At 43.8% G+C, this 25,445-nt stretch carries 26 protein-coding genes and 2 pseudogenes; 8 read left to right on the forward strand and 20 right to left on the reverse strand.

Annotation, left to right across the window (positions count from 1 at the left end):
* Positions 1 to 50: 50 nt before the first annotated feature.
* The 5 genes and pseudogenes from ccmI to B0182_RS03240 form a co-directional block, all read right to left on the reverse strand.
* Entirely contained in the window at positions 51 to 1,313 is a 1,263-nt protein-coding gene (gene ccmI / locus B0182_RS03215; protein ID WP_078273564.1) for a c-type cytochrome biogenesis protein CcmI, read from the reverse strand.
* Positions 1,310 to 1,879: a cytochrome c-type biogenesis protein gene (locus tag B0182_RS03220; protein ID WP_078273565.1), complete on the reverse strand. Its 570-nt coding sequence runs from the start codon at positions 1,877 to 1,879 to the stop codon at positions 1,310 to 1,312. Before B0182_RS03220 ends, ccmI begins: the two co-directional genes overlap by 4 nt.
* Positions 1,876 to 2,457: a DsbE family thiol:disulfide interchange protein gene (locus B0182_RS03225; RefSeq protein WP_078273566.1), complete on the reverse strand. Its 582-nt coding sequence runs from the start codon at positions 2,455 to 2,457 to the stop codon at positions 1,876 to 1,878. The genes B0182_RS03220 and B0182_RS03225 overlap by 4 nt, the downstream gene beginning before the upstream one ends.
* Positions 2,458 to 2,603: 146 nt before the next feature.
* Positions 2,604 to 4,619, reverse strand: a pseudogene (locus B0182_RS03230) (heme lyase CcmF/NrfE family subunit); the annotation flags it as partial.
* Between the two features lie 547 nt (positions 4,620 to 5,166).
* A complete protein-coding gene (locus B0182_RS03240) occupies positions 5,167 to 6,477 on the reverse strand; it encodes a DUF445 domain-containing protein (RefSeq protein WP_078273569.1) in 1,311 nt (436 codons plus the stop codon).
* A gap of 695 nt (positions 6,478 to 7,172) precedes the next feature.
* Here B0182_RS03240 and B0182_RS03245 point away from each other — a divergent pair.
* The gene (locus B0182_RS03245) at positions 7,173 to 7,742 is read left to right on the forward strand and encodes a lipocalin family protein (protein WP_078273570.1); all 570 of its coding nucleotides are present in this window, start codon (positions 7,173 to 7,175) and stop codon (positions 7,740 to 7,742) included.
* A gap of 233 nt (positions 7,743 to 7,975) precedes the next feature.
* On the forward strand, positions 7,976 to 8,950 hold the full coding sequence (locus B0182_RS03250) for a manganese-dependent inorganic pyrophosphatase (protein ID WP_078273571.1): 975 nt from the start codon (positions 7,976 to 7,978) through the stop codon (positions 8,948 to 8,950).
* A gap of 119 nt (positions 8,951 to 9,069) precedes the next feature.
* On the opposite strand, the gene B0182_RS03255 is transcribed toward B0182_RS03250, so the two are convergent.
* Positions 9,070 to 9,594 carry a hypothetical protein gene (locus B0182_RS03255; protein WP_078273616.1) on the reverse strand — a complete coding sequence of 175 codons (525 nt, stop codon included), beginning with the start codon at positions 9,592 to 9,594 and terminating at the stop codon, positions 9,070 to 9,072.
* A 379-nt stretch (positions 9,595 to 9,973) separates the two neighbouring features.
* Here B0182_RS03255 and mrdA point away from each other — a divergent pair, with 379 nt between their 5' ends.
* From mrdA to B0182_RS03275, 3 genes are all read left to right on the forward strand, one after another.
* Entirely contained in the window at positions 9,974 to 11,959 is a 1,986-nt protein-coding gene (gene mrdA, locus B0182_RS03260) for a penicillin-binding protein 2 (protein ID WP_078273572.1), read from the forward strand.
* Positions 11,956 to 12,549: a 16S rRNA (guanine(966)-N(2))-methyltransferase RsmD gene (gene rsmD, locus B0182_RS03265; RefSeq protein ID WP_078273573.1), complete on the forward strand. Its 594-nt coding sequence runs from the start codon at positions 11,956 to 11,958 to the stop codon at positions 12,547 to 12,549. The genes mrdA and rsmD overlap by 4 nt, the downstream gene beginning before the upstream one ends.
* 487 nt (positions 12,550 to 13,036) lie before the next feature.
* Positions 13,037 to 13,915, forward strand: coding sequence for a DegV family protein (locus B0182_RS03275; RefSeq protein WP_078273575.1), 879 nt, complete (start codon positions 13,037 to 13,039; stop codon positions 13,913 to 13,915).
* 77 nt (positions 13,916 to 13,992) lie between these two features.
* Here B0182_RS03275 and B0182_RS15310 read toward each other — a convergent pair.
* The 4 genes and pseudogenes from B0182_RS15310 to tkt form a co-directional block, all read right to left on the reverse strand.
* Positions 13,993 to 14,070 (reverse strand): annotated as a pseudogene (locus tag B0182_RS15310) (hypothetical protein); the annotation flags it as partial.
* Positions 14,071 to 14,249: 179 nt separating this feature from the next.
* Positions 14,250 to 14,630 carry a type II toxin-antitoxin system VapC family toxin gene (locus B0182_RS03280; protein WP_078273576.1) on the reverse strand — a complete coding sequence of 127 codons (381 nt, stop codon included), beginning with the start codon at positions 14,628 to 14,630 and terminating at the stop codon, positions 14,250 to 14,252.
* Positions 14,630 to 14,857 carry a hypothetical protein gene (locus tag B0182_RS03285; protein WP_078273577.1) on the reverse strand — a complete coding sequence of 76 codons (228 nt, stop codon included), beginning with the start codon at positions 14,855 to 14,857 and terminating at the stop codon, positions 14,630 to 14,632. Before B0182_RS03285 ends, B0182_RS03280 begins: the two co-directional genes overlap by 1 nt.
* A gap of 69 nt (positions 14,858 to 14,926) precedes the next feature.
* Positions 14,927 to 16,945 (reverse strand): transketolase, encoded by a 2,019-nt coding sequence (tkt, locus tag B0182_RS03290; RefSeq protein ID WP_078273578.1) that lies wholly within the window; start codon positions 16,943 to 16,945, stop codon positions 14,927 to 14,929.
* Here tkt and B0182_RS03295 point away from each other — a divergent pair.
* Together B0182_RS03295 and B0182_RS03300 are read left to right on the forward strand one after the other, a co-directional pair.
* Positions 16,929 to 17,528 (forward strand): hypothetical protein, encoded by a 600-nt coding sequence (locus B0182_RS03295; protein WP_143821652.1) that lies wholly within the window; start codon positions 16,929 to 16,931, stop codon positions 17,526 to 17,528. The genes tkt and B0182_RS03295 overlap by 17 nt on opposite strands.
* Before the next feature lie 52 nt (positions 17,529 to 17,580).
* A complete protein-coding gene (locus B0182_RS03300) occupies positions 17,581 to 17,904 on the forward strand; it encodes a hypothetical protein (RefSeq protein ID WP_078273580.1) in 324 nt (107 codons plus the stop codon).
* 121 nt (positions 17,905 to 18,025) lie between these two features.
* Here the strand turns inward: B0182_RS03300 and B0182_RS03305 are convergent, their stop codons facing one another.
* The 4 genes from B0182_RS03305 to serS form a co-directional block, all read right to left on the reverse strand.
* Positions 18,026 to 18,499, reverse strand: coding sequence for an RNA 2'-phosphotransferase (locus tag B0182_RS03305; RefSeq protein ID WP_322873934.1), 474 nt, complete (start codon positions 18,497 to 18,499; stop codon positions 18,026 to 18,028).
* 578 nt (positions 18,500 to 19,077) lie between these two features.
* Positions 19,078 to 19,200: a BrnT family toxin gene (locus B0182_RS14770; protein ID WP_244893637.1), complete on the reverse strand. Its 123-nt coding sequence runs from the start codon at positions 19,198 to 19,200 to the stop codon at positions 19,078 to 19,080.
* On the reverse strand, positions 19,197 to 19,379 hold the full coding sequence (locus B0182_RS14775; RefSeq protein WP_244893638.1) for a BrnT family toxin: 183 nt from the start codon (positions 19,377 to 19,379) through the stop codon (positions 19,197 to 19,199). The genes B0182_RS14770 and B0182_RS14775 overlap by 4 nt, the downstream gene beginning before the upstream one ends.
* Before the next feature lie 3 nt (positions 19,380 to 19,382).
* Entirely contained in the window at positions 19,383 to 20,639 is a 1,257-nt protein-coding gene (gene serS, locus B0182_RS03315; protein WP_078273581.1) for a serine--tRNA ligase, read from the reverse strand.
* 232 nt (positions 20,640 to 20,871) lie between these two features.
* Between serS and B0182_RS03320 the strand changes: the two genes are divergently transcribed.
* Positions 20,872 to 21,555 (forward strand): YcxB family protein, encoded by a 684-nt coding sequence (locus tag B0182_RS03320; protein ID WP_078273582.1) that lies wholly within the window; start codon positions 20,872 to 20,874, stop codon positions 21,553 to 21,555.
* A 250-nt stretch (positions 21,556 to 21,805) separates the two neighbouring features.
* Here the strand turns inward: B0182_RS03320 and B0182_RS03325 are convergent, their stop codons facing one another.
* The 6 genes from B0182_RS03325 to ychF all read right to left on the reverse strand — a co-directional run bounded on the left by B0182_RS03325 (position 21,806) and on the right by ychF (position 25,374).
* The gene (locus B0182_RS03325) at positions 21,806 to 22,063 is read right to left on the reverse strand and encodes a DUF333 domain-containing protein (RefSeq protein WP_078273583.1); all 258 of its coding nucleotides are present in this window, start codon (positions 22,061 to 22,063) and stop codon (positions 21,806 to 21,808) included.
* A 41-nt stretch (positions 22,064 to 22,104) separates the two neighbouring features.
* Positions 22,105 to 23,223: a hypothetical protein gene (locus tag B0182_RS03330; protein WP_078273584.1), complete on the reverse strand. Its 1,119-nt coding sequence runs from the start codon at positions 23,221 to 23,223 to the stop codon at positions 22,105 to 22,107.
* Positions 23,220 to 23,405 (reverse strand): hypothetical protein, encoded by a 186-nt coding sequence (locus B0182_RS03335; protein WP_112742486.1) that lies wholly within the window; start codon positions 23,403 to 23,405, stop codon positions 23,220 to 23,222. Before B0182_RS03335 ends, B0182_RS03330 begins: the two co-directional genes overlap by 4 nt.
* Positions 23,406 to 23,527: 122 nt before the next feature.
* On the reverse strand, positions 23,528 to 23,734 hold the full coding sequence (locus B0182_RS03340) for a hypothetical protein (RefSeq protein WP_078273586.1): 207 nt from the start codon (positions 23,732 to 23,734) through the stop codon (positions 23,528 to 23,530).
* Between the two features lie 39 nt (positions 23,735 to 23,773).
* Positions 23,774 to 24,238, reverse strand: a complete 465-nt coding sequence (locus B0182_RS03345) for a DUF441 domain-containing protein (RefSeq protein ID WP_078273587.1) — start codon at positions 24,236 to 24,238, stop codon at positions 23,774 to 23,776.
* Between the two features lie 44 nt (positions 24,239 to 24,282).
* Positions 24,283 to 25,374 (reverse strand): redox-regulated ATPase YchF, encoded by a 1,092-nt coding sequence (gene ychF, locus B0182_RS03350; protein ID WP_078273588.1) that lies wholly within the window; start codon positions 25,372 to 25,374, stop codon positions 24,283 to 24,285.
* Positions 25,375 to 25,445: the final 71 nt, after the last annotated feature.

Below are 25,445 nucleotides of genomic sequence, written 5' to 3' on the forward strand. Positions count from 1 at the left end.
AAATAACACTATAAACCACATTGCCCTATTGTTCAAGTGGTATTTGCATTTTACGGCACGATTTGTGAGATTTCCAAATTGACCGTATTTTGCCCTTTTTGTAATATCACAGGGTTCGCCATCAAGTCGCCCGATTCGCTGACCGCCCCACCACTGTGGCTGATACGGGCATTGACTGCAAGGCTAACCCCTGCTTCACGCCCTGCCGTCAAGGTACGCTCGGGCATCATCGCATCCAAATCACTAAGCGACACCGTTACTCCCTGCACTAACTCACGCACCGATAAGCGTTTGACCGCATAAGGAGCACCGCCTGCCACGTCCGAGATAGAGACGAACAGCACGGCATTCTCATCGATTTGGGGGAGCAGACTGCTTGCCACACTCACATGGACATTGACCCCTGCCATCGCTTTGGCTTCTTGGGCGTGAATGGTCGCCATCAGCTCATCTAGGCTTGCCAATGCCGACTGCCTGTCCGCACCGCCCTTACTGGTGATACTCTCACGCAGTTTGGCAACCCATGCCTTTGCCATCGTAAAGTTATTGGCACGTGTCTCGCTCATCGCCATCATCATCATCGCCCCTTCATGGTCTGGGGTGTTTGAGAGTATGCCATGCAGGACATCACGAGCGGTCGCATCTAGCACGCCATTATTGGCAAAAAAGCTGGTCTGAGCATAAGTAATGGCAATCTCATCATTGCTCTGGTCAAGACGATAAGCACGAGCTAAGGCTTCTAAGGCTTGGGGCGTGGCTTCTAGTGCCATGAACAGCTCGGACAGTCGCATCCAGCGGTTGGGGTCATGGGCGTGATGATGAACGTTGGTCTGCATGGCACTAATGAGTGCGGTGCTATCGGCGGTCGCCCACTCGGGGGGCGTGTCTATCTTGCCTGTTAGCAAATCGTCTGCCACTTGTCCCACGCTGTCTTGGGCTTGCCATAGCTTAAACACAGACGTGCGGTCAGCGGTTGTCAGATAAGCAAGCCCTGCCAGCACAGGTATCCACACCATGACAATGGCACGGCTTTTGATACCCACAGGAGCATAGGTCTCGGCATGGGTTTGGGCGTCTAGCAGTTGGCGTTTGAGTTCAATCTCGCCTGCCTGAAAAGTCGCATCATCAATCCGCCCTGCTTCTTTGTCCGCTTGTAGCTCGGCAATCCGCTCGCCAAACACCGCCACATTGACCGCCATGAGCTGATTATCCACCGCCTTTTGTCCTTTAAGCCACGGATAAATCACCACCAATGCCAATACCACGCACAGCAGTACGGCTAAACTAAAAAACAAGAACAGCGTGGGGGTCATGGCGTATCCTTATCGGTTTGGGTGTGGGAATTTTGGGAATTTTGAGCATTAGAATGTTGGGCTTGCTCTGATTTGGGGCTTTGATGTTTGGCTAAAATCTGAGCAACTCGCTCTTCTTCGGCTTTGGATAAGGCATTGACTTCATCGACCGCCACCGTCCGCCCTTTTTTGGCTTTATAAACCCAGCCTAAGATAAACACCACCAACAAAATGGGCGGAAAAAACCACAAAATCCACGTGGACGGACGTACAGGCGGTTTATAACTGATAAAATCGCCATAGCTATCAAACATAAACTGACGAATCTCGGCATCACTCCTGCCATCCTGTATCATCTGATAGGTTTGGTTTTTTAAATCCACCGCAATCGGAGCGTCCGACCCTGCTAAGTTTTGGTTTTGGCATTTGGGGCAACGTAACTCTTCGATGAGTGCCTTATAACGGGCTTCGTCTTCGGCACTTTTAAATTCATAAATCTCAATCGCCCCAAAACTTGCCGTACTTATCATCAAAGTCCCGACCACTGCCAGTATGGATAAGGTGTGTTTTAAATAAAATTTCATCATTGGCACGCCTGTGTTCTTTGGGTTTCATCCGCTTGGGGATTGGCTAGGGCGTCCATGCATGGTTTGATACTTGCCGTCCAGTTGCCTTCGTGTATCTCGCCTGTGATGTGCTTATAGACCACGCCGTTGCCGTCCACCACGAACGTCTCGGGTGCTCCTGTCAGTCCTAGACTTAGCCCATATCTACCGTCCAAATCCTGCACCGAGTACAAAAACGGGTCTTTGTATTGGTTCAAATACCCCAACGCATCGGCAAGCTCATCTTTGTAATTCATGCCCACCATTGGCACGCCTTGGGCGTGTAGCTCCATTAAAAAGGGGTGTTCCACCTTACAAGTCGGACACCATGACCCCCACACGTTCATTAAAAATGGCGTTTTTGGCAAATTGTCATTGGTCATTATCCGATTGGGGTCAGATAATAAGGGCAGGCTAAACGCTGGCAAGGGCTTATTCATGCTTGTAGTAACCACGATGTCTGTTGGCTTACCCAAACGGTTAAAAAACATCACCATGAGCAAGGCAAAGATGATAAAGGGAATCAAAAAAATCATCATGCGTTTTTGAGTGCGGTTCATGGTGTCATCTCCCCTGCATTGTCATTAGCTTTTGTGGTTTGGCTGTCTTTGTTGTTATCTTTGCTAATGCTTTCATCATCTTTGACAACTTTTTCACCATTTTTGATAACCTTGCCATTATCTTTGCTGTTATTTTTGCCATTGTCTTGATTAACCGTTGTTGGGCTTGGCTTGCTCTTTGCCAAATCCGCCTTGACTTTTTTCATGCGATAGCGTTTATCAAGCATGGCAATAAACCCACCCAACGCCATGATGATAGAGCCAAGCCATAGCCAACGCACCATGGGCTTGACGTGTACACGTACCGCCCAAGTGTTATTATCCACCTTACCGTCTTTGACAATCGGCTCGCCTAGGGCGACATACAGCTCATTAAACAGGCTCGCTCGCAGTCCCACTTCGGTCATCGGCATCATCGAGACGACATAGTTTCGCTTTTCAGGATAGAGCGTGGTAATGAGCCTGCCATCTGCTTTGACTTGTATGGTCGCCCGTGTGGCATCGTAGTTGGAGCCTTGCACTAGGTCAAAATCTTGTAGATAAAAATCATAACCCTGCACATGCATGCTATCACCCACCGTCATCGCCACGTCTTTTTCCATGCTTAACGCACTCACGCCTGCCACGCCCAGTGCGGTGACCAGCACACCGATATGGGCGATTTGCATGCCATAATAGCTTGGGCTAAGTTTACGCAGTCCATTGGTAAACCCCTTGGCATGGCGAGTCTTATCCTTAATATCAAGCCCGATAAACAGTAGCACCCACGCCGACAGACTTGCCGTGATATAAATGGTATGGTCAAAGGGCGTATTCTCACCCAGTAGGTTTATCATATACCAACCCACCACACCCAGTAGCAAGCTACACACTACCGTCATCATAAGTACTTTTAGCATGGGACGGCTGTCGTATTTATACCGCATGGTCGCCCCCACCCCCATAAAGGCAAGTAACACCCATGATAATGGCACAAACAACGCATTAAAATACGGCGAGCCCACCGAGACTTGACCGAGTTTAAAGGCATCAGCGATAATCGGATACAGCGTGCCTAACAGCACCACCAGTGTCGCCACTAGCAGAATGATGTTATTAATAACCAGTATGGTCTCACGGGATTTTAACTGATAAAAACTCTCCACGGTCAAACGCCAACCACGCAGAGCAAACATCAATAAGCCCCCGCCAATGACCACCCCTAAAATCGCTAAAATCGCCATCCCACGAGTCGGGTCAGCGGCGAACGAATGCACAGAGGTGATCACACCCGAACGCACCAAAAACGTCCCCAAGAGCGACAGAGCAAAGCCAAAAATGGCAAGCATAATCGTCCACGCCTTGAATACGCCACGTTTTTCGGTAACGGCAAGCGAGTGCATGAGAGCAGTACTGGCAAGCCACGGCATCAAGGACGCATTCTCCACAGGGTCCCAAAACCACCAACCACCCCAACCGAGCTCATAATACGCCCACCACGACCCAATGGCAATCCCTAAGGTCAAAAACACCCACGCCGCCACCGTCCACGGACGAGACCACCGTGTCCACACCGCATCAAGCCGACCCGCCCACAGGCTTGCCATACAAAAGGCAAATGGCACGGCAAGCCCCACATAACCCATGTACAGCATGGGCGGATGAAAAATAAGTCCGGGGTCTTGGAGCAGTGGGTTCAAATCCGCCCCGTCCACAGGCAGATTTGGCAGTGTCCGCACAAAGGGATTTGAAGTAAAGGTCAGCATGGCAAGCATCATCACTTGCACCCCACCAAGCACCGACAGCACTCTGGCTCGCATGTCCAGCGGTAGCCCACGGCTACACACCGCCACAAGCATACACCACGTCGCCAGTATCGTCAGCCACAGCAGTAGCGAGCCTTCATGTCCGCCCCATGTCGCTGATAGCTTATAGTACCACGGGAGCAGGCTGTTAGAATGCCCTGCCACATACACCAAACTAAAATCGTTGTACAAAAACCCTGCCATGAGTGCCACAAAGGACACCAGCATCGCCAAAAACCCTGCCACGGCAAGGCTTGGGGCAAGGCGTTGCCAAGCGGTCTGATGTTTTATCACGCCCAGTGCAGGCAGGACGGTTTGTAGTATCGCAAGCACCAACGCAAGCAGTAAGGCGAAATACCCCAGTTCGGTGATTAGCATAAAGACATTCTCATCAAGTTAGCGACGGCTATTTGGGTTTTGTTTTTATTAATTTTTAAAAATAAAATTGATAAAAATTTGTTTAAAAATGAATTTTAAAATAAATCATCATATTAATGATATTTAAAATTTATAAGATAATTTTTTAAAAAATAAATTTAGCCATTTGAATTTTATAAATAGATACAGCCAACAAAATTGAATTTTACTACGGAAACCGTTCGCCCTGAGCTTGTCGAAGGGTTGGTTTCCGTCATGGTTCGACAGGCTCACCACGAACGGAAACCGTGGTACTTTTTCATTTTGTAGAATGTAAATGGCAGAGTGCATGCCATGCACCATTTAATGCCATAACAATCAAGCTTGGCAGTAATTTATTTTGGTAGTAGTCTAAAAAGTATGCTGAACTAGTTTTCCGTTCGCCCTGAGCCTGCCTGCGGGTAGGAAAACCGTTAGGTTTCCCAAGCTCGCCACGAACGGTTTTCTTTGTAACATACTTTTTGAACCAGAGCCTTTATTTTAAATTTAAAATAAATATTCAAGCCACTCAAAAAAACACCGCAATCAAATGTAACCACCCTGCCAACAGCCCCGTTATCGCCCCCAAAATCACCAATGTCATCTCATCTTCTTTAAAGGCAGGTCTTAGCAGGTTTTGAAATTCATGAGGCGAGAGTTCTCGAATACGAGATTCAAACAGCCCAAAGATTTTGCTTGCCCGAGATGTGTTAAGTTTGGGGTCTCTAATGGGTATCATCGTCGCATCAATGGATTTGTCAATAATGGTGTCTTTAAAGGCACTTAGCTCTTTGTTATCCATACCCACTTTTAAAATGGATTTAACCACAGGCGACTCTAACAGCTCATATAAGTGCGATTTCATGAGTTCACGGGTTTTTGCCGAGCGAGTGCCATACATCATCTCGCTCATGATGTTCTCTAAAGTAACCAGCTCATTTACGACAATCTCAGCAAACACGCTGGAAACTTCATCTTGGCGTTTCATAAAACCGCCCTGCCAGTCATAAACATGAAAATGGGGCAACATGGGCTTGACCCGACCATTGTCATAGCGGAACAGGCGGATAAAGGGGACTTTTTTGGGCTCGACAGGGTTAAACACCATCCAAATGGCAATCCAGTTGGTTAATGCCCCCCAAATCGCCGCAAAAAACGGCACCGTCCAATGCTGTGGCACAAAATAAAAAATCCCCATCTGAATAATCCCAAAACCAAAGCCAATCACGGCACTGATTTTCCAGATGAAGTTAATCTCTTTTTTACCCACTCGCAAAAACATGTCTACCATGAGTTTGCGGTCGCTCTCCATGCGTTTGACAATCATCGCCCGCATGTCCACCAGCTCCTCGACATTGGCGGTCAGGTCAATGACTAAGGACTTCATCACCGCTGGCATCTCACTGTGTGCATGAGCATAAATCCGCCGTCTGATGGCGTACGGGGTATGCGTCCACAGAGCATAGTAGCGTTCGAGCATAATCTCATCAATGAGACTCTCTAAATTCTTATCCACCGTCTCGGTGATGAACTGTGCCATCTCCTCAGGCTCCATCGCCTGCAAAAACTCATCGATGTTACCAAGTTTGGATAAGGTCTGATCAACGATGACCCCAGAGATTTTGCCTGCTTTGGCAGGGACAATGCCTTGCCAGCCTAAGCCCTGCAAGCCCCACGGCATACCACGCACACGAATACCCCAAAACTTAATGGGGTGAAATAACATCTCTAACGCCATCCACACATGAGCCCACGTTACAAAAGCCGTAACGGGCGGAATGGTGAGCATGGCGATAAATTCGGGGTGTTCAGCTAGGGCTTGCCAGATGGAATTAAACATAAATCATCACTTGTTGGGGTTTGGCAATGGGCTAGGCGATTGGCTAATTGACAAAATCAAAATTTAACAAAATAAATGGTAAACAATAGGGTAAAAATAAAACGGCTAATTCTACCACAGTTTTGTCTATTTTGCCAAAATCAATCCTTTAAATATTCGCCCAACGCCTGCCTTGGATAAATATTTAAAAACGGTAAATATCATGTTTGCCGTTCTTATTTTATCCACAGGGCGGTCATCATGTCATGAGCGTGAAACATGATTGTCATATTGGGACATTTGCCAAAAATTTATGACATAACTTATTGATTTTAAATAGAAAAAATTTGACAAAAAACTGTATAAATTTTATACAATCAACTGCCATTGCCGATTAATCATGGCATAACGCCCCAAATTTTAAAGTTATCCACAGGCTTATCCACAGATTTTGGGGAAAAGATGGAGAGATGGTAGAGAATTTTTAAAAATATAATAAAAATCAGAAGGTTGTGATGATGTTTTTGGATGTAAAACATTGTTTTGATTTTAAATGAGATTTGTTCTTGGCGATGTTTCACGGCTTTACGATGGGTTAAAATGATGATGGGTGAAAAGTGGCGAACAAATCACAACAAAACAACAGCGACCAAACAACAGGAGTGTGCTACAATAATTTAATAAACATTATTTATTAAAGTGTTAAAGGAAAAATTATGTCTTACGTCAAACCTGCCAAATCCTTACTTTTTAGTGTCATCGCCTTGTCCGCCCTGAGTGCCTGTACTGCCACGCCCACAAACGGCACAGCACCGACAACCGTCAGCCAAATTCGCCTTGATGACTATCTGGGTAGATGGTATGAAATCGGACGCTTGCCCATGTCATTTCAAGACAAATGCACCCATAACGTCACCGCCACATACAGCCTAAAAGACAACGGCAAAATCAACGTCCTAAACGCCTGTGCCACCAAAGATGGCATGACATCGGTCAATGGCGAAGCGTACGCCACCGATGAGACCAATACCAAACTGCGAGTGAGCTTTTTGCCCAGTTTTCTAAAAAAATTACCCATCGGCAAAGCCAATTATTGGGTGCTGGCAAGCGACCAAGACACAAGCGGACGCTACACATCCGCCCTAGTCGGCACGCCCAACCATAAATATCTGTGGGTGCTGTCTCGCACGCCCACGCTGGACGATGCCACTTATGAGCGGTATCTGGGTATTGCCAAGCAAAACGGCTATGAGCTTAGTAAGTTTACCAAAACGCCACAGAAATAAGATGATTAAAAAAGAAGGTTTTGTTGGTTTTGAATACACCTAAGAAACTTTAAAATTGCTACAAATGCAATGATGTTTGGGTGTAGGGGCGTGCTGTACACGCCTATAAAACTGATAGCATTAAAGGACGTGCAGAGCCAGTCTCTACAAACCTGTGGTAAGTATCAAGTTTGTTAGATGTATTCTTTGAGCGTCTTTTTAAACATCTTTATCAAGCACCATTAAGGAACCCCATGCACCACGTTTTTGGACATACATCCCCCGACACGGACGCTTTTGTCTCGGCATTTGCGTTTGCCCATTGGCTAAATGCCCAAGGCATATCAGCACAGGCATACCGTCTGGGCGAGCCGAACCTTGAAACGGCATTTGTGCTTGCCCGTTGGTTTGAGCGTTACCCTAATGATGAGTTGCCCACCAAGCTCCTGCCGTATCTAGACGCCAGTCGCCCGACCGACATTGCGGGACAGGGCGATAAAGTGGCATTGACCGACCATAACGAACCTGCCCAGTCCATCAAGGGTTTGGCGGAGTTTGATATCCGCTACGTCATCGACCATCATAAGCTCGGACTGACCACGCCCACCCCTGCTTATGTGCGTATCCATCCTGTGGGCTGTACTTGCACCATTTTGTATGAGATGTTTACCCAAAAGGGCGTGGACATCACCGCAAGCATGGTGTGGCTCATGCTCTGTGCCATCATCTCGGATACGCTAAATCTTAGCAGTCCCACGACGACCGATGATGACCGTATCGTGGTGCAAAAGCTTTGTGAGCTGTGTCAGATGAACGTGGCGGATAAGGATAAACTGGCAGATGAGATGTTTTCTGCCAAAAGTGATGTCAGTCATCTGTCCGCCCGTGATATTTTGCTGATGGATTATAAAAGCTATGAGCTTGGAGCGACGAGGTGGGGCATTGCAGGGATTGAGACGATCGCCCCCAGTCAGATATTTGCCAGAATCGATGAGCTAACAGCCACTGCCAAACTCATTCAGGCAGAAAAAGGCGTGGATTATCTTATGATTGCGGTGGTGGACATCAAGGAGCAAATGGGCTATGCACTCGCCCATGACCCTGCCCAAAATGCGATTATCTCCAAGGCATTCGGGGCGAACTGTGATGATAAGGTCTTTGCCTTGGCAGGCGTGGTCAGCCGTAAAAAGCAAATCGTCCCTGCCTTGGAGCGGTATTATCAGTTTTAGGTTTAAGCGTGTTTGTTCTTGTCTGTCATGGATTGATGTCTGATTTATATGCCTGATAAATAGCCATAAAAAAGACCTGATGGTGATTCAGGTCTTTTGTTTTAAACACCTTAACGGTTTTAGCTTGCTTTGGTGCATTCAACAATGACGGTATCATCTAGCGTGGTGATTTTGGCTTTATCGCCATCAATGGTTAATGCCATGCCCTTGTCGTCGCCAGCAATGCTATCATCAGAAGTAAAGCGTCCTTTGGTTTGCACGTCTTGGGCTAGGTCATAAGTGATGTCATCGGTGGTTAGGTGAGCTTCGATTTCACCTTCGTGGTTGTGGACGGCGATGTGGACGGTTTTGTCGCCACATTGGTATTCGTCGCCATCGGCATGGTGGTGATGTCCATTATCATGAGCATGGTCGTGGCTGTGGTCGTGAGCGTGTTCACCATGTTTGTGGTCATCGTGGTCATGACTATGTTCGCCATCTTTGTGTTCGTGGTCATGCTCGCCATGAGCGTGGTCATGCGTGGCGGTTTGTTCGGCAGGGGCGGTGGTCTCTGCTTTTGGTTCGGCAGGGGTTTCTTCGGCTTTTTGGCAAGCGGTCAGAGTAAGCGTGGCAATAAGACTGACAACAAGTAATTTTTTAGCCATCATGCATCTCCCAATAAAATTGGTGTATTATAACCAATTTATCAAAAATTGCAATGGCTTATCTAACATCATCCAGAGCAATCGCACTAAAAAAATTTTACATAAATTGATTAAAAATCAAGCAAATTTAGTATTTATAGTTAATTTTATCTAAATATATTTTTAATAAATTATTCAAATTTTAATTGTCTTGGTGAGCTTTTAATTGGTGAGCTTTTAAATAATTTTGCATCTAAAAATTACCAATTTGTTTAAACCATCATTTTAGTTGCCAAAAATTAAATATAGTGCGATTACCCTGATGATAAATCATAAAATTGAATATACCTTTGAAAATATGCTATAATTAGGGGTTTTTTGCTGTTCTTTTGTGCCAATCATGACCTCATCACGTCCTAACGATTCTGACATCAGCACTCGCGTCTTTGTACGCCGAGTGATCGTGGCGTCGTTATTTGTGCTTATTGGCATGATTGGGCTGTTTGCTCGTTATGGTTTTTTACAGGTTCATCAATACAATAAATACCAAACTAACGCTGATAACAACCGCATCAAACTCATCTCCGACCCGCCATCACGGGGTTATATTTATGACCGTAATGGTGTGTTACTTGCCGATAACGTACCGGTTTTTTCTGCGGTCATCAGTCCCGATGAGATTGAAGACCCAGCTTACACCCTAAAACTACTTACCCCCATCTTTGGTCTGACCGATGAAGAGATTACGGACATCTTGGCAAGGATAGACAAATCCAAAAACAACCCCATTACCATCAAGATAGATTTGACCGAAGAGCAGATTGCTCAGTTTAGCGAGCGAAAGCCCTTTTTCCGGGGGGTGAGCATTCAGACCAAACTCACCCGTGTCTATCCCCATGACGAGCTATTCGCCCATGTCATCGGTTATGTCGGGCGTATCAACGACAAAGAAGCCAAAAAAATCGCCGAAGACGATCACAAAAAAGCCCTGTACGCTGGCACCGACTTGATTGGCAAAATCGGCATCGAGGCCCAGTACGAAGAAGTCCTGCTTGGCAAACCAGGCTCTCAGTCGGTAGAGACCAATGCTCACGGCGAGATTCTACGACAGCTAGACACCAAACCCCCTGTGGCGGGCAACGATTTGTATCTAAGTCTAGATTACGGACTACAAATGGCCGCCCAAAAACAACTGGCAGGACGACGTGGAGCGATTGTGGCACTTGACCCCAAAAATGGCGACGTCCTTGCCTTTGTCTCAAACCCCAGCTATGACCCCAACCCCTTTGTCTCTGGCATATCCAGCAAAGAGTATGGTATGCTTCGAGATGACATTGACCAGCCTTTATATAACCGTGCCTTGCAAGGACTCTACCCACCTGCTTCTACCATCAAACCCTTTGAGAGTATGGGCTTTTTGCATTATGGCATCATGGGTTGGAATGACACCATTTTTGACCCTGGTTATTTTAGCTTACCGGGGGACAGTCACCGTTTTCGTGACTGGAAAAAAGGTGGACACGGCACGGTCAATATGAGCAAATCCATCATCATGAGTGTGGATACCTATTATTATAAAAACGCTCACCGCATGGGCATTGACAAGCTTCATGATTGGATGAGTAGTTTTGGTTTTGGTAAAAAAACAGGCATTGACCTACCCAACGAAAAAGGGGGCATCATGCCATCGCCTAAATGGAAAATGGACACCTACGGCAAAGAATGGCTACCAGGCGAGACCATCTCTGTCTCTATCGGACAAGGAGCATTTTTGGCAAGCCCCCTGCAAGTCGCCAACGCCACCGCCATGACCGCCATCAAGGGCAAACACCTCACACCCCACCTGCTCAAACGCTCCGAAGGGCAGGCTCCCGTGACTATCATTGACAAACCTGACGGAGTCATCCCCTTTAATGGCACCGAAGCCGACTGGGACAGAATGCATATCGCCATGGAAGACACTGTCAAACGTGGTACAGCAAAGAGCATCTACACCACCCGTTATCGTATGGCGGGCAAAACAGGTACAGCGCAGGTCAAATCCATCGCCCAAGGCAAAAGCTATAACAAAGCCGCCATCAGCTCCCGTCACTGGGACCATGCATGGTTCTCAGGTTTTGCTCCCGTGGATGACCCCCAAATCGCCATCGCAGTCATCGTCGAGAACGGTGGTGGCGGTGGTAAAGTGGCAGCCCCCATCGGGCGAGCCTTGTTTGATTACTGGATTCTCCAACGTGAGACCAATCCCATCACACCGCCCAGTGATGAAGAACTGGTAAAAATCCGTGCCGCCAAGCGTGAAGCCATCAAAGCCAAAATCGCCAAGGCAGAAGCCGAAGAAGAACACAAAAAGACAGAAGAAAACAGACAAGCTCATCAGCCATGAAAAAACCAACCAAGTCTCATTACAAAACCACCAATCAAGTTCGTATCATCGGCGGACAGTTTAAACGCCGTAGTATCAGCTTTGTGGACGCTGATGGATTAAGACCTACCCCTGACCGTTTGCGTGAAACACTCTTTAACTGGCTCATGGCAGACATTCATGACGCCAGAGTGCTAGACGTCTGTGCAGGCTCGGGCGTGCTAGGCTTTGAAGCATTATCACGGGGGGCATCCCATGTCGTCATGATAGAACCAAACCCGACCCAAGCACGCACCATCAAACACAATGCCGACATCCTAAGACTCACCCACAGCCAGCTGTCCATCATCAATGGCACCGCCCAAACCGCCCTGCCCACGCTCAGCACGCCTTTTGATATCATCTTTATTGACCCGCCTTATGCCCTTGATATTTGGCATGACATCATCAGTGGTATTATACAGCATGGACTTTACCACGCTGACACGCTGTGCTACATTGAGAGTGATACCGCCCTAGATGACATCCTTATCCCTTTTTCTACCAATCTATACAAATCCGTCAAAGTTGGGCGGGTTTATGCAGGGGTGTTTACCTTGCCCATTCATTAGAAAATAGCAAGGCATACCCCCATTGAGAGATTAAATAAATTAACCTTTACCAAAACAATTATTACCAAAAAACACTTGATAAAAACATTTACTTTTGGATGAATTTTATTTAAAATGACCCAAATTGTTTATATTAAATAGCATCGTTGCTTTTTTAGGGCGTGTTTAACTTTGGTATTTGCAATGAAAAATGAGAAAAATCGCACGTTTTTCAAGGAAAAAACGCAGACTGATAGTTATTCTATCAGACAAATTTTTAACTTCGAGCCACAAGATTTAGCCATTTTTTATGCAAAAATTGATAAAAGTGCTAAATTTTCATTTTATTTTATAAAAATGTTATCAATGGTAGGCACGCCCTAGTCCTTTGTTCGAATTTTACTCCAATCATTTAAACATCATAAATTTGCCCACCTATTTAATATAAAATCTTTGCTCATCTTATTTTGCCATCACACCCTGTGTGATTTTTATTTGGTAGGTTCTCATGAAACGCATTGTTCTTAGCACATCTTCTTCTAGCTTAAACTACATCAACACGCCTCATACCGTGCGTTTAGTGCCTTTTCACGTCATTATTGATGGCACAGACCATCTTGATATCAGAGACATTGATACCGCACGCCTAAGTCAAATGCTCTACGACAAACCCAATCTGTCCGTCAAAACCAGTCCACCCACCGCCGATGAGATTAATGCCTTATTTGACGAATTGTACGCTGAAAGCTATGAAGAGGTATTGGTTTGCACCATCTCATCGGCCATTAGTAAAAGCCATGAAATTTTTAATACACTAAAAACTAAATTTGTTGGCAAAATGAACATCTATGTGTACGACACCAAAACCCTAAATATTGACGAGGGGGCATTGGCATTTGAGGCGGACTTGATGATGCAAGAAGGCAAATCCATGCTAGAAATCATCAACCGTCTTGATGAGCTACGAAAAAACAGTCTGTTCATGTTTACCTTATCTGACCTAAACTTTATCGTCCGCAACAAAAAACTCTCTGCCCCTGCCAGTATGATTGCCAACTTATTTAGCATCAAGCCTGTACTATGGATGAATGATGATGGCTATATCGTCGTCAAAGACAAAGTGCGTAAGTTCGGGCGTGTCATGTATCACATGGCGGACATCATCACGCATCAGATGGGAGGGCAGGACGCCTTTGTGTATATCATTGATACGTCCATCGGGCTACACACTAATGAGTTTAAAAACATTCTCGCCCATGACTATGGACTGCGTAACGTACCTGTGATTCCTGTTTCCACCGTCTCCCTTGCCAACCACGGCCCGACAGGCATGGGATTGGGTGTATATTATGGCGAAGTGCCAAGAATATTTAATCATTTCAAATAACATACAAAAAATCAATCGCCATTCATGATAATCCAATAAATCACAGGTGGCGATTTTTGCCAAAACTAGACGCACAACTAACAAATCACAATCAACACCGAACGCTGATTATTTAACGCATTTTGATAAAATTGTTTGAGATTTTCAAAATACTCTTTTAATTCTTCGCTAAATTATAAGAATTATGCCAAAAATGGTGCATGGTACTTACCTTACTAACTATTGTTGGCTTTGTGATGACAAGGTTCTTGGGCGGTGCTATGAACAGCGTTTGGGTTAAAAATTTGTGGCCGGCTCGTTGGAATTTGTAAAACTTGATATTATAGCATAAAAGTTAGTTAATAAGTAACCGCTCAATTTCACGATATTTGGGAAGAACCGTATCCAAACTTACCACAGGCATTTGATAAACAATGCTCGTTGCAACAATAAAACGGTCAGCAGGGTCTTTGTGATGAAAGTCCAAGCGTTCAGATAATAAAGCGATTTCTTTATTAATTGGTAAAATTTTCACATTCGCTGTTGCAAGTTCAATCCAATATTCCAATTTTATCGGCAAGCCAACCTTACCCTTTCGGATTAACTGGGCAACTTCCCAACAAGAAATGATACTGACTGCCAACCCATCAGCATTTTGAATTTCATTGATGATATTTCGGGGTAATTTTTGTTGATTTTGCCAATAAATCCAAATATGTGTATCCAAAAGCAACATCAATCAAGCTCCCAATCCTCAATATCTGTTGTTGGACTCATAATATCACCATAAAAAGTCATCAACCCCTTTAGTGCAGGGTTAGGTTGATTTTTGAGTTTGGTTGGTTCAGTTGGTGTTGTAATTTTGGTAAAACTGACTTCAAAATCGCCCATTTGAAATTCAGCAGGTACAAGAATTTGCACCACAGGACTGCGATAGGTTTCTTTGTAGGTTTCAACTTTCATTATTTTCTCCAAAATAAAAATGGCACCATTCTTGATAGTACCATTTTTATTTTTAAAAACAAGCAATGCTTACATCATTTCTTTAACCGCATTCACCACATTTTCCACCGTAATGCCAAAATGATTAAACAAATCTTTGGCAGGAGCGGACTCACCAAAGGTTGTCATGCCGATGACTTTGCCGTCAAGCCCGACAAATTTATACCAATAATCGGTAATGCCTGCTTCCACCGCCACACGAGCACGCACATCGCTAGGCAATACGCTTTCGATATAATCACGGTCTTGCTTTACAAAAATCTCAGCACATGGCATGGACACCACACGCACGCCCACGCCCTGCTCACTCAAAGCCTTATGAGCTTGCATTGCCAAGTCCACTTCTGAACCTGTGGCGATGATGATGGCTTGCAAGTCGCCTTGTTCTTTGGCAAGCACATACGCCCCTTTTTCAATCAAAGCAACCTGTTCGTCCGTGCGGTTTTGATGAGCAAGGTTTTGGCGAGATAGGATAAGGGACGTTGGGGCATTGGCGGTTTGTAGAGCAACTTTCCATGCCACCGCCGTCTCCACCGTGTCGCACGGTCTCCAAGTGAAATGGTTTGGCGTTTGGCGTAGGCTTGCAATCTGCTCTACAGGTTGATGGGTCGGGCCGTCCTCACCAAGCCCAATGCTGTCATGGGTATAGACGTTGATGACACGCTGCTTCATAAGTGCCGACATACGCACCGCATTACGAGCGTACTCCATAAACATCAAAAACGTGGCAGTATAAGGGATAAATCCACCATGCAACGCCACCCCATTAGCAATGGCGGTCATACCAAACTCACGCACACCATAATGCACATAGTTGCCGTCAGCGTGGTCTTGCACACCCTTGGCACCGCTCCACAAGGTCAAGTTTGACCCTGCCAAGTCTGCCGAACCGCCCAAAACCTCGGGCAATAATGGGGCAAACGCACCAATGGTATTTTGACTTGCCTTACGAGTGGCGATGGTGTCACCTTTGGCTTGGCAGGCTTTGATAAACTCGTCCGCTTTGGCGTTAAAATCGCTTGGCAACTCGCCTGACAGTCTGCGTTGTAGTTCGTCCGCCTCACTTGGGTATTTGGCTTGATAGTCAGCAAATTGGGCGTTCCAGTCGCCTTCCAACTTCTCGCCTTTATCGCACGCATTCCACGCTTGATAAATCTCATCGGCAATTTCAAATGGGTTATTGTTTGCCCAACCCAGCTCGGTACGAGTCAAGGCGATTTCATCGTTGCCCAAGGGAGCTCCGTGGCTATCTTCTTTACCTTGTTTGTTGGGACTGCCAAGACCAATGACGGTTTTGCAGATGATAAGCGTGGGCTTGTTGGTTTCAGCTTTGGCTTTTAAGGTCGCTTTACGGATGGCATCGGCATCATGTCCGTCCACACGCAGTACCTGCCAGTTATAGCTTTCAAAGCGTTTGGCAGTGTCGTCTGAGAACCAGCCTGTAACGATGCCGTCAATAGAAATGCCGTTGTCATCATAATAAGCGATGAGCTTGCCAAGTCCTAACGTGCCAGCGAGCGAACAGGCTTCGTGAGACACGCCTTCCATAAGACAGCCGTCCCCCAAAAAGCAGTAGGTATAATGGTCAATGATGGCGTTGTCGGACTTGTTAAATTGTCCTGCCAAAGTCTTTTCAGCCAAGGCAAAACCCACCGCATTGGCAATGCCCTGCCCCAAAGGTCCTGTGGTCGTCTCAATGCCGTCCGCATAGCCGTGTTCGGGGTGCCCTGCGGTTTTGGCGTGGAGTTGGCGGAAATTTTTGATGTCGTCAATGGTCAAATCATAGCCCGACAAATGTAGCAAGGCGTACAATAGCATAGAGCCATGTCCGTTTGACAATACAAAGCGGTCTCGGTTTGCCCATTTGGCGTTTTTGGGGTTGTGATTTAAAAATTCACGCCACACGACTTCGGCAATGTCCGCCATACCCATGGGAGCCCCAGGGTGTCCTGAGTTGGCTTTTTGGACAGCGTCCATGGCAAGGATACGAATGGCGTTGGCGTTGTGTCGCTCATTTAGGGGGGGATTAAAGGTGGGGAGAGAAGTCATAATAAAGTCTCAAAGCGTTGGAATGTGGGGGTATTTTAACATATTTTGGCAAATTATGGATAAAAATTGTTTGTTTATAAATAAAGATAGGATTTACAAAAAACAATGGCAATCAATGATAAGTTTACTGATAAATTATTATAATGTAATAATTCGTACTAAAATTTTATCGGCGCAAAATAATGCTTTTTATCTTATAAAAAATTTGCTAAAATCAAACAATGCTCTTGATTTGGAGCAAATAATGAACATCATTCGTCTATTACCGATTGCCCTTTTGGGCTTGGCATTGACTGCGTGTCAATCTTTCAAAGATGACCCATTTAATACCACGCACACCGCTCCCACCGTTCAAGTCCCAACACCAACCCCAGACAAAAATTTGGAATTTTTAAAAGAAATGTTTGAAAAAGACCAAATTAGAAATGGTATGCAAAGAGAACGACTGATTTGCCCTGCGGTTTACAAGCCTGTTTGTGTTACTTATACCCACAATGGCAAAAATTATCACGGAAGTTTTAATAACAAATGTTATGCCAGTGGGTTAAATATTGTGAATATTGGCGATGGGTTTTGTGAATAACAGTTTTTAAATAAAATTAAACACGCCATTAAATACACGATTGGGTAAAATTATGAAATTAAAAACGCTTTTATTAATAAGCATTGTGGGCATTGGATTAAATGCTTGTCATAGCAATCAAAATATTGTTAAAGACGACCGCTTAAACCCTAACACACCAATCCCAACCAGCCAAATTCCAGAAAGAACGCCTGTGCAATTTAATGACATTCTTTATAATGAAAAATATGCCGACATTCAATGCGGTTCGGTATATAAGCCTGTATGCGTTACCATTCACCAAAATGGACAAACTTTTAAAAAGACTTTCGGCAATCAATGCCAAAGCATTGGCGTATTAAATGTGGTTGATAAAACAGACGGGAAGTGTGAGTAATTGTTTAAAATAACCATTTTGACAGCAAAAACAAAAAACACACCCTTATTTAAGTGCGTGTTTTTTGTTTAAACAATAATCCCCTCATAAACCGTCAAATATGACACAGGCACGGATTTAATTAGCCAAACACCATTTTCAGCTTGATAAAATTCATAACTGTCTTGGTGCATTTTTTGCTGTCAATTTGTAAAATTTGCACCCTGCCGTGTCTTTTACCAACAGCTTTGGCGGTTTTAGTATCGCCTGACAAATGTACATATTGGCGAGACTTAGGTAATAAACCGTCTTTTAAAATGGACGGTATAAATTGATGAGCCGTGCCGTGATATAAAACATCGGGCGGTAAAACAGGCTCAAAATCTCGTTCTACCACCCGCGTTGAATGCCCTTGCACCGCTCGGATTTGGGTATTGTCTTCGGATATTTCAAAGCGTTTTTTGTCATTGGTGGCAACGACTTCATAAAGCTGTTCATAAGTTAATTTAAAACCCAAACTTGTTTTTTGATTGGTGTTTTTGATTAACTCATCAATATAAGCAAAGCCTTGTTTGTCCAAAGTTAAGTTAATGGTTTCTGGGCGGTGGCGTAAAATAAGACTTAAAAATTTACTGAATTTTTTTGGCTTTTTGTTCGTTTAATTTCATTTAACTCATTGCTTTTTTATAAATGGTTAATCCAATTCCCAATCATCAATATCCGTTGCTCTGGCAATTAAATCATCATTAAAAGTTATTAAGCCTTTTAATAAAGGATTGGGCATATGTTTTGCTTTTTTGGTGTATCGTCCGCAGGAATTTCTTTAAAAAATACTTCAAAATTCCCCATTCTAAATTGCTCTGGTACAGCAATTTGACTAACAGGCGTAAGATAGATGGCTTGATAAGCTTGAATTATATTCTTTATCACTTAAAGAATCATTAAACATAAAACCCTACCTTACAATCACCCCATTAAGTCGTGGCGAACAGCACCCGAATCATTGTATTTAATCGCATTCTGTCTTGTGGTGAATTGTGTAATTTTAGCGTTTCTTGTACATCGCTATCAAACAAACTCATTAAATCATCTTAGGGTGGTGCAATTCCCAGATTATCTTGTAATCGTTTAATTTTGGGGTTTTGGCGTGCGGGACGAGCCTTACTCATATCCAAACTTTTGTAGCGTTCAAAATCAAAATCTTGCATTATGATAACCCTTTATTTGTTCGTTACTTGGGAAATAGGCGGTAATAATCCTAAAAGTATCGCCCCTTTCGGTATACACCACCGCCAAAAATCTTGCTTGGTTGCTCATAGCAATGATGATTGTTCTTTGTTCATTGTAATCACCAATATCTTCAAATTCAATGGCACAATAAAATCAGCAAATACACTCACGACTTCTTCAAAAGTGATTTTGTGTTTATTTAGCACAAGCTCATATTTTGGGTCGTACCATTCAAAAATCATTCCACCAAATTCAAGAATTGGCATATCTCACCCAATCACTTCCAAGCCACCCATATAATTTACCAATACCTTAGGGACAGTAATTGTCCCATCGGCATTTTGGTAATTTTCCATAATGGCAAGCAAAGTTCGCCCCACCGCCAAGCCAGAGCCGTTTAGGGTATGAACAAGCTCGGTTTTTTTGTCCACTTTGGTGCGAGCAAGCATACGCCGTGCCTGAAAGTCGCCACAATTTGAACAGCTAGAAATCTCACGATACGTATTTTGACTGGGTAGCCAGACTTCAATGTCATAAGTTTTGGTGGCACTAAATCCCATATCTTTGGTACATAGCGTTAGCACACGGTAGGGAAGTTCCAACGCCTGCAAAATACTCTCCGCCTGTACGGTCATCTCTTCCAATGCCTGCATAGAAGTTTCAGCTTTGACAATTTGCACCATTTCTACTTTTTCAAATTGGTGCTGGCGAATAAGCCCCCGTGTATCACGCCCTGCACTCCCCGCCTCACTTCTAAAACACGGGGTATGGGCGGTAAGTTTAATCGGCAACTCGCTTGGCTCAACAATCACACCACGCACGGTGTTGGTTAGCGGAACTTCTGATGTTGGAATGAGATAATAATTATCAGCGTGGAATAAATCTTCTTCAAATTTAGGGAGCTGTCCCGTGCCTTTTAGGCTCTCGGCATTTACCATATAAGGCACATACATTTCGGTGTAGCCACGGGCTGTGTGGGTATCCAGCATAAACTGCACTAAGGCGCGGTTTAATTTGGCAAGTTGTCCTTTTAACACACTAAACCGTGAACCTGTGAGTTTACTCGCCATTTCAAAGTCAAGTAGCCCCAAACCTTCGCCCAAGTCCGAATGGTCTTTAGTCTCAAAATCAAACGCTCGTGGCACGCCCCATCTACGCACTTCTACATTGTCGTTTTCGTCTTCGCCCACAGGGACGCTGTCGTCTGGTAGATTGGGGATTTTTAGGCTCTCGGCCTCAATGGTTGCAAGAAGTTCACGCAAATCATCTTCACAGCGTTTCATTTCATCGCTAACTTTTGCCATTTGAGCCATCAAGTCATCGGTATTTTGTCCGTTTTTCTTTAACAGGCCGATTTCTTTTGCCCCTCCGTTTTTTTGGGCTTGTAAGTTTTCGGTTTCTACTTGTAAAGATTTTCTTTTGTTTTCAAGGTCTTGCCAAAAAGCAATGTCAAGTTCATAACCCCGAGTGGCAAGTTTTGCTTTCAAATTTTCAAGGTCAGAGCGGAGCAGTTTTGGGTCTAGCATTGTGCATTCCTATATTAATGAACCCAAAATATGATACGGTTTTGTAAGGACGAATTGCAATTCGTCCTTACGGGGCAATGGTTTATTTGTATCATTTTTTAAGTTCTTTTGGTATAAAATTTGTTAAATGTCGTCAATTATAACAAATTTTTTGGCAAATTCCCATTAGGATTTTTAATGAAAATTTGCCATAATAGTGCTACAATACCCTATTTTATTTTAAGGAAACACAATGAGCAAGCAAAAAGCCCTTTACCCTTATACCATACAGCCTGTCGCCCTAAATATGACCGAGAGCGAATTTAAATCCGCCCAGCTCGCCCTATTTAACAAATCCAGTCAATCCTTTGGGCTAAAATCCGTCCGCACCAAAGAATGGCTGGTGCTTGGCGTGCTGGCGGTGGCGAGCATTTTGGGCATTATTTTTGTGTCGGGCTATTCTACGATTTTGTTTTGGCTAACTTTGGGACTGTGCATTGGCTATTTAATTGCCCGTACAAAAGGATTGCAATGGTATGCCAAACGAGAATTTGACAAACAGCTCAATGAGATTAAATTACCGCCTGAGCTTAACCAAATGAAATTGGGCGTACAACCACAAGGCTTGGTGATGAGTATGCCGATGGCGGGCGAGCAATTGGAACAAATCCAGTCTGTGAGCAAAAAACGTGGACACACCACCCAAGGCTTCACGATGAAATCTAGCCCAATGCAACAGGCGATTATCCCTTGGACGGCGGTCACTTCGTGGGACGAGACCGATGAGTTTATTTTTGCCATGTTTGAATATCAAGGACAAAAAGGCTCACAAATTATCCCAAAACGCCTAAAAAACAATCACTTACCGATTGATACCATTATTAAGCATTTGGGCAAGGTTACGCCAAAAGGATTAAAGATGGAAAATGTGGCTTAGGACGTGCCCGCCTTTGGTATTTGAACTAAAAATGACACGTTTTTTAAGGAAAAACTTAAGGTTGATTGTCATTCCATCAAAAGACCCCTTCAAAACCCTTTGATACACTAAAATATCCCAATAAACCATAAAGTATTACTAACCCTGACTACATTAAACTTGATTGGGGTTAAGAATAACAAACTTTCTGTTAAACACCGTAAAATAAGAGTGTGCAGAATAAGTCTTATCTTGATTGGTTGTTGTTTGGTCAGGGGGTGTAGTGCGATTGCTCTGAACCACCGCTTATTTTATAAAATTCATTCACTTCCACTTTTTGACCGTTTGGTAATTCGCAAATATTGACTTGTTTGCCGTTCACGGTGGTGGGATTGATAAATCCTTTTTGCTGTAAACAAAATTCGGTGGCAGGGGTAGAAATACCGACCACTTTGACATCGGTGGGAATGACGCTGATAGAGCAAGCGGTTAAGGTTAAAAAGGCAGTGAGGGGGAATAAAAGCCTCATAAAGCACCTATTGAGTGGTTGGGTTGATGATTGAAATTGAGTTAATTGTCATTACTATGATTTGTTTGGGTAAAGTCTTTACTGTCCACCAAATAAAAATAGCCTTTATCATCTATTTTGCAACTATTTTCTTGGGTGGGGTCGCCATCGTGAAAGTCGGTTACTGTGATTTGTTCTTTTTGTAATGCAGAAGTGGTTTTTGACCAGCTTTCAGCAATTTCATCATAAGCAATATTAAGTGTATCAATGATATTGCCGTTTTTATCAATATTGATAAGATGAGTGATAAGTTCGTGTTCATTTTCTGTATTAGAAAATGTCATTATTAAACTTGTGATGTTGGGATTATAAGACACTTTACCAAAAATCACAAGCTCTTTGGCGGTAGGATAAAGCCCAGCAAAGAATTTGGCTTGGTTTTTATTTAAATGAGTGAATTGTTCATAATTATCAAAGTCAATCGCCACTTCTAAGGGTAAGGTCTTTTGGGGAATGGTGGTTAAATCAAATGAATTTGTGAATTCATCAAATTTAAAATAAATTTTATAATAATCACTGTCATCGGTTTCTTTATTTTTTGTAACTTTAATATAGGCGGTTTGATTATTTTCAAAAAACCCAAATTGATAACCACAAATCTCCAGTTGATTATCCTGTTTGCTAATGGTTTGGTTAAAAATATCATCTAAACGAATAATGGCTATCCATTCATCGTTAATATATTTTTCAACAAAAGGATAAGCACAGCCTTCGTATGCCGTACCAGAAAAACGATAGAGCTTATTGGGAGAAGCAAAAGAATTAAGTCTATAAGTACCAATAAATTTACCTGTATTTAGACTAATACCAGAATAACCATCGTCCATGATAATGGATAAAGTATTTTCATCTATGTTGTAAAATTCAAAATCTGCTAACAGGTTAACGGTATTGCCATTTTTTGCGTGAATTTTGGTAATTAGGTTATTTTCATTAACTTCTATTGCGCCTTCCAATGCTAATTTAGCATTCTTAATATTATCAAACCCTGAGATGACTGTTGAATTTTCTATTTTTAAGGAGTTGTCCAATACTTTGGTAAATTCTTGCTCGGAGATTTTTTCAATCAATAAAGGATGATCATCAATGGTAAACCCATTATCAAAAATATCACTTGTCATTGTTTTTTTGGCTTATTGGTTTCTTGTTGGATTTTTTTATTGTCTTGGGGTGTAACTTCTATTAAAGGGGCGGTATTTTGTTTGGACTGCGTATTGTCAGATTGAATGGGGTTTGCTGGCTCTTGATGATTGGGGCAAGCAGTGAGTAATAATAGGGCGATTAAGGGTAAGGCTATTTTCATAAAAACCACCTTATTCATTTAAACTCAATATGAATTTATTGATTGGTGTAAGGTGCGTATTACGCACCGTTTTTTTTGGCTTATTATTTAAATGGTGTGTAATACATACCTTACGATTACAATTAAGAACGCTTAAACTCTGGTAACTCAATATCGCCCACATCTGGATTATGATAATTCATAATCACATCGTAAAAAGTGCTTGGTTCTTTAATAGTTTTTGTGAGTACCTTTCCATTTTCAGCAAATTGAACTTCTTTGCCATATTCAACCTGTTGTTTGACTTGCTCGGCAATCGCAGGGGGTAATAATGCCAATTCTATTATCATAATTTCTCCTTGTTTTAAATTGATGGTGTGTATATGCTTTTATTTCTGCCAATAAAACAGCGATAAAATCCCTGCCGCAATCAGCGGACCGACAGGCACGCCACGCAAAAAAGCCACGCCAAGCACCGTGCCAATGAGTAGCCCTGCAATCACTTGCGGTTCGCTTATCATCAGCTTGACACCCCGTCCGCCTAGATAAGCAACCAAGAGTCCAACCAAAATGGCAATGAGCGATTTTGGACTGACAAAAGATTGCAAAATCATCTCACTGCTTAATTTGCCACTGGCAATCGGGGTAAGCACGCCAATGGTCAAAATCAAAATGCCCAAACTTAGCCCGTATTTGTCTACATAGGGCAACAGCACAGCACCAAAAGGGCTGACTTTGATGATGATTAAGAGAGCGGTCGCCAAAACTATCGTATTATTTTGGCTAAACACGCCCAAGCCCAGCAAAATAAATAAAACAATTAAGCTGACATCAAGGTTGGCAAAGTTCGGCATTTTAATGACCTTAACCTATTTAGACATTAAACCTACTTATAGACTTATACATTGAAACGGAAATGCATCACATCGCCGTCTTGCACCACATAGGTTTTGCCTTCTAGGCGAGATTTGCCTGCCGAGCTTGCCCCTTTTTCGCCTTGATATTCAATAAAATCATCAAAGGCAATCACTTCGGCACGGATAAAGCCCCGCTCAAAATCGGTATGAATGACCCCTGCCGCCTGTGGTGCGGTCGCCCCGACAGGCACCGTCCACGCCCGCACTTCTTTGACCCCTGCGGTAAAGTAGGTTTGCATTTTTAGAAGCTCATAGCCTGCCCGAATGACACGGTCAAGCCCTGCTTCCGCCATTCCCAAACTTTCCAAAAATTCCGCCTTTTCGTCTTCGTCAAGCTGGGCGATTTCTGATTCTAGTTGGTTGCAAAGTGGCACGACAATGGCATTGTCATTTTTGGCAAATTCACGCACCGCATCCAAATGCGGATTATTTTCAAAGCCGTCTTCACTCACATTGGCAATGTACATCACAGGCTTTAAGGTAATTAGCCCGTACGATCTGATGAGTTTTCTCTCATCATCGTCTAGATTTGCCATTCTAGCAGGTTTGCCATCTGCCAAAAACGGCTCAATTTTTTGGAACACATCAAGCATTGCACGGGCTTCTTTGTCGCCCCCTTTGGCTTTTTTGGAGGCGTTGGTGATGGCACGGGTTACGGCTTCAAGGTCAGCAAGAGCAAGCTCGGTGTTAATGGTTTCAATGTCCGATAGGGGGTTTACCCGTCCGTCCACATGAATGACATTATCATCATCAAAGCACCGCACGACATGGGCGATGGCGTCTGTTTCGCGAATGTTGGCAAGAAACTGGTTGCCCATACCCTCGCCCTTGCTTGCCCCCGCCACAAGCCCTGCAATGTCCACAAATTCCATACTGGTGGGAATTACTCGCTCGGGCTTTACGATTTCGGCAAGCTGTTTTAGGCGTGGGTCTGGCACAGGCACAATGCCTGTGTTTGGGTCTTTGGTACAAAAGGGGAAGTTTTCGGCGGCGATGCCTGCCTTGGTGAGTGCGTTAAACAAGGTGGATTTGCCCACGTTAGGCAAGCCCACGATACCACAATTAAAGCCCATGAGTTATCTCTCTGTTAAATTTAAATCTTTTATTATAGCAAAGTTTAGGCGATAAATTAAGCAAAATTTAC

The organism is Moraxella bovis, assembly GCF_002014975.1.
Lineage (GTDB): Bacteria > Pseudomonadota > Gammaproteobacteria > Pseudomonadales > Moraxellaceae > Moraxella > Moraxella bovis.

Excerpts from the sequence above, each read along its gene's own strand:
- ccmI (WP_078273564.1), bottom strand. The coding sequence starts at position 1,313 with ATGACCCCCACGCTGTTCTTGTTTTTTAGTTTAGCCGTACTGCTGTGC.
- B0182_RS03220 (WP_078273565.1), bottom strand. The coding sequence starts at position 1,879 with ATGATGAAATTTTATTTAAAACACACCTTATCCATACTGGCAGTGGTC.
- B0182_RS03225 (WP_078273566.1), bottom strand. The coding sequence starts at position 2,457 with ATGAACCGCACTCAAAAACGCATGATGATTTTTTTGATTCCCTTTATC.
- B0182_RS03240 (WP_078273569.1), bottom strand. The coding sequence starts at position 6,477 with ATGTTTAATTCCATCTGGCAAGCCCTAGCTGAACACCCCGAATTTATC.
- B0182_RS03245 (WP_078273570.1), top strand. The coding sequence starts at position 7,173 with ATGTCTTACGTCAAACCTGCCAAATCCTTACTTTTTAGTGTCATCGCC.
- B0182_RS03250 (WP_078273571.1), top strand. The coding sequence starts at position 7,976 with ATGCACCACGTTTTTGGACATACATCCCCCGACACGGACGCTTTTGTC.
- B0182_RS03255 (WP_078273616.1), bottom strand. The coding sequence starts at position 9,594 with ATGGCTAAAAAATTACTTGTTGTCAGTCTTATTGCCACGCTTACTCTG.
- mrdA (WP_078273572.1), top strand. The coding sequence starts at position 9,974 with ATGACCTCATCACGTCCTAACGATTCTGACATCAGCACTCGCGTCTTT.
- rsmD (WP_078273573.1), top strand. The coding sequence starts at position 11,956 with ATGAAAAAACCAACCAAGTCTCATTACAAAACCACCAATCAAGTTCGT.
- B0182_RS03275 (WP_078273575.1), top strand. The coding sequence starts at position 13,037 with ATGAAACGCATTGTTCTTAGCACATCTTCTTCTAGCTTAAACTACATC.
- B0182_RS03280 (WP_078273576.1), bottom strand. The coding sequence starts at position 14,630 with ATGTTGCTTTTGGATACACATATTTGGATTTATTGGCAAAATCAACAA.
- B0182_RS03285 (WP_078273577.1), bottom strand. The coding sequence starts at position 14,857 with ATGAAAGTTGAAACCTACAAAGAAACCTATCGCAGTCCTGTGGTGCAA.
- tkt (WP_078273578.1), bottom strand. The coding sequence starts at position 16,945 with ATGACTTCTCTCCCCACCTTTAATCCCCCCCTAAATGAGCGACACAAC.
- B0182_RS03300 (WP_078273580.1), top strand. The coding sequence starts at position 17,581 with ATGAAATTAAAAACGCTTTTATTAATAAGCATTGTGGGCATTGGATTA.
- B0182_RS14770 (WP_244893637.1), bottom strand. The coding sequence starts at position 19,200 with ATGAGCAACCAAGCAAGATTTTTGGCGGTGGTGTATACCGAAAGGGGC.
- B0182_RS14775 (WP_244893638.1), bottom strand. The coding sequence starts at position 19,379 with ATGCCAATTCTTGAATTTGGTGGAATGATTTTTGAATGGTACGACCCA.
- serS (WP_078273581.1), bottom strand. The coding sequence starts at position 20,639 with ATGCTAGACCCAAAACTGCTCCGCTCTGACCTTGAAAATTTGAAAGCA.
- B0182_RS03320 (WP_078273582.1), top strand. The coding sequence starts at position 20,872 with ATGAGCAAGCAAAAAGCCCTTTACCCTTATACCATACAGCCTGTCGCC.
- B0182_RS03325 (WP_078273583.1), bottom strand. The coding sequence starts at position 22,063 with ATGAGGCTTTTATTCCCCCTCACTGCCTTTTTAACCTTAACCGCTTGC.
- B0182_RS03330 (WP_078273584.1), bottom strand. The coding sequence starts at position 23,223 with ATGACAAGTGATATTTTTGATAATGGGTTTACCATTGATGATCATCCT.
- B0182_RS03335 (WP_112742486.1), bottom strand. The coding sequence starts at position 23,405 with ATGAAAATAGCCTTACCCTTAATCGCCCTATTATTACTCACTGCTTGC.
- B0182_RS03340 (WP_078273586.1), bottom strand. The coding sequence starts at position 23,734 with ATGATAATAGAATTGGCATTATTACCCCCTGCGATTGCCGAGCAAGTC.
- B0182_RS03345 (WP_078273587.1), bottom strand. The coding sequence starts at position 24,238 with ATGCCGAACTTTGCCAACCTTGATGTCAGCTTAATTGTTTTATTTATT.
- ychF (WP_078273588.1), bottom strand. The coding sequence starts at position 25,374 with ATGGGCTTTAATTGTGGTATCGTGGGCTTGCCTAACGTGGGCAAATCC.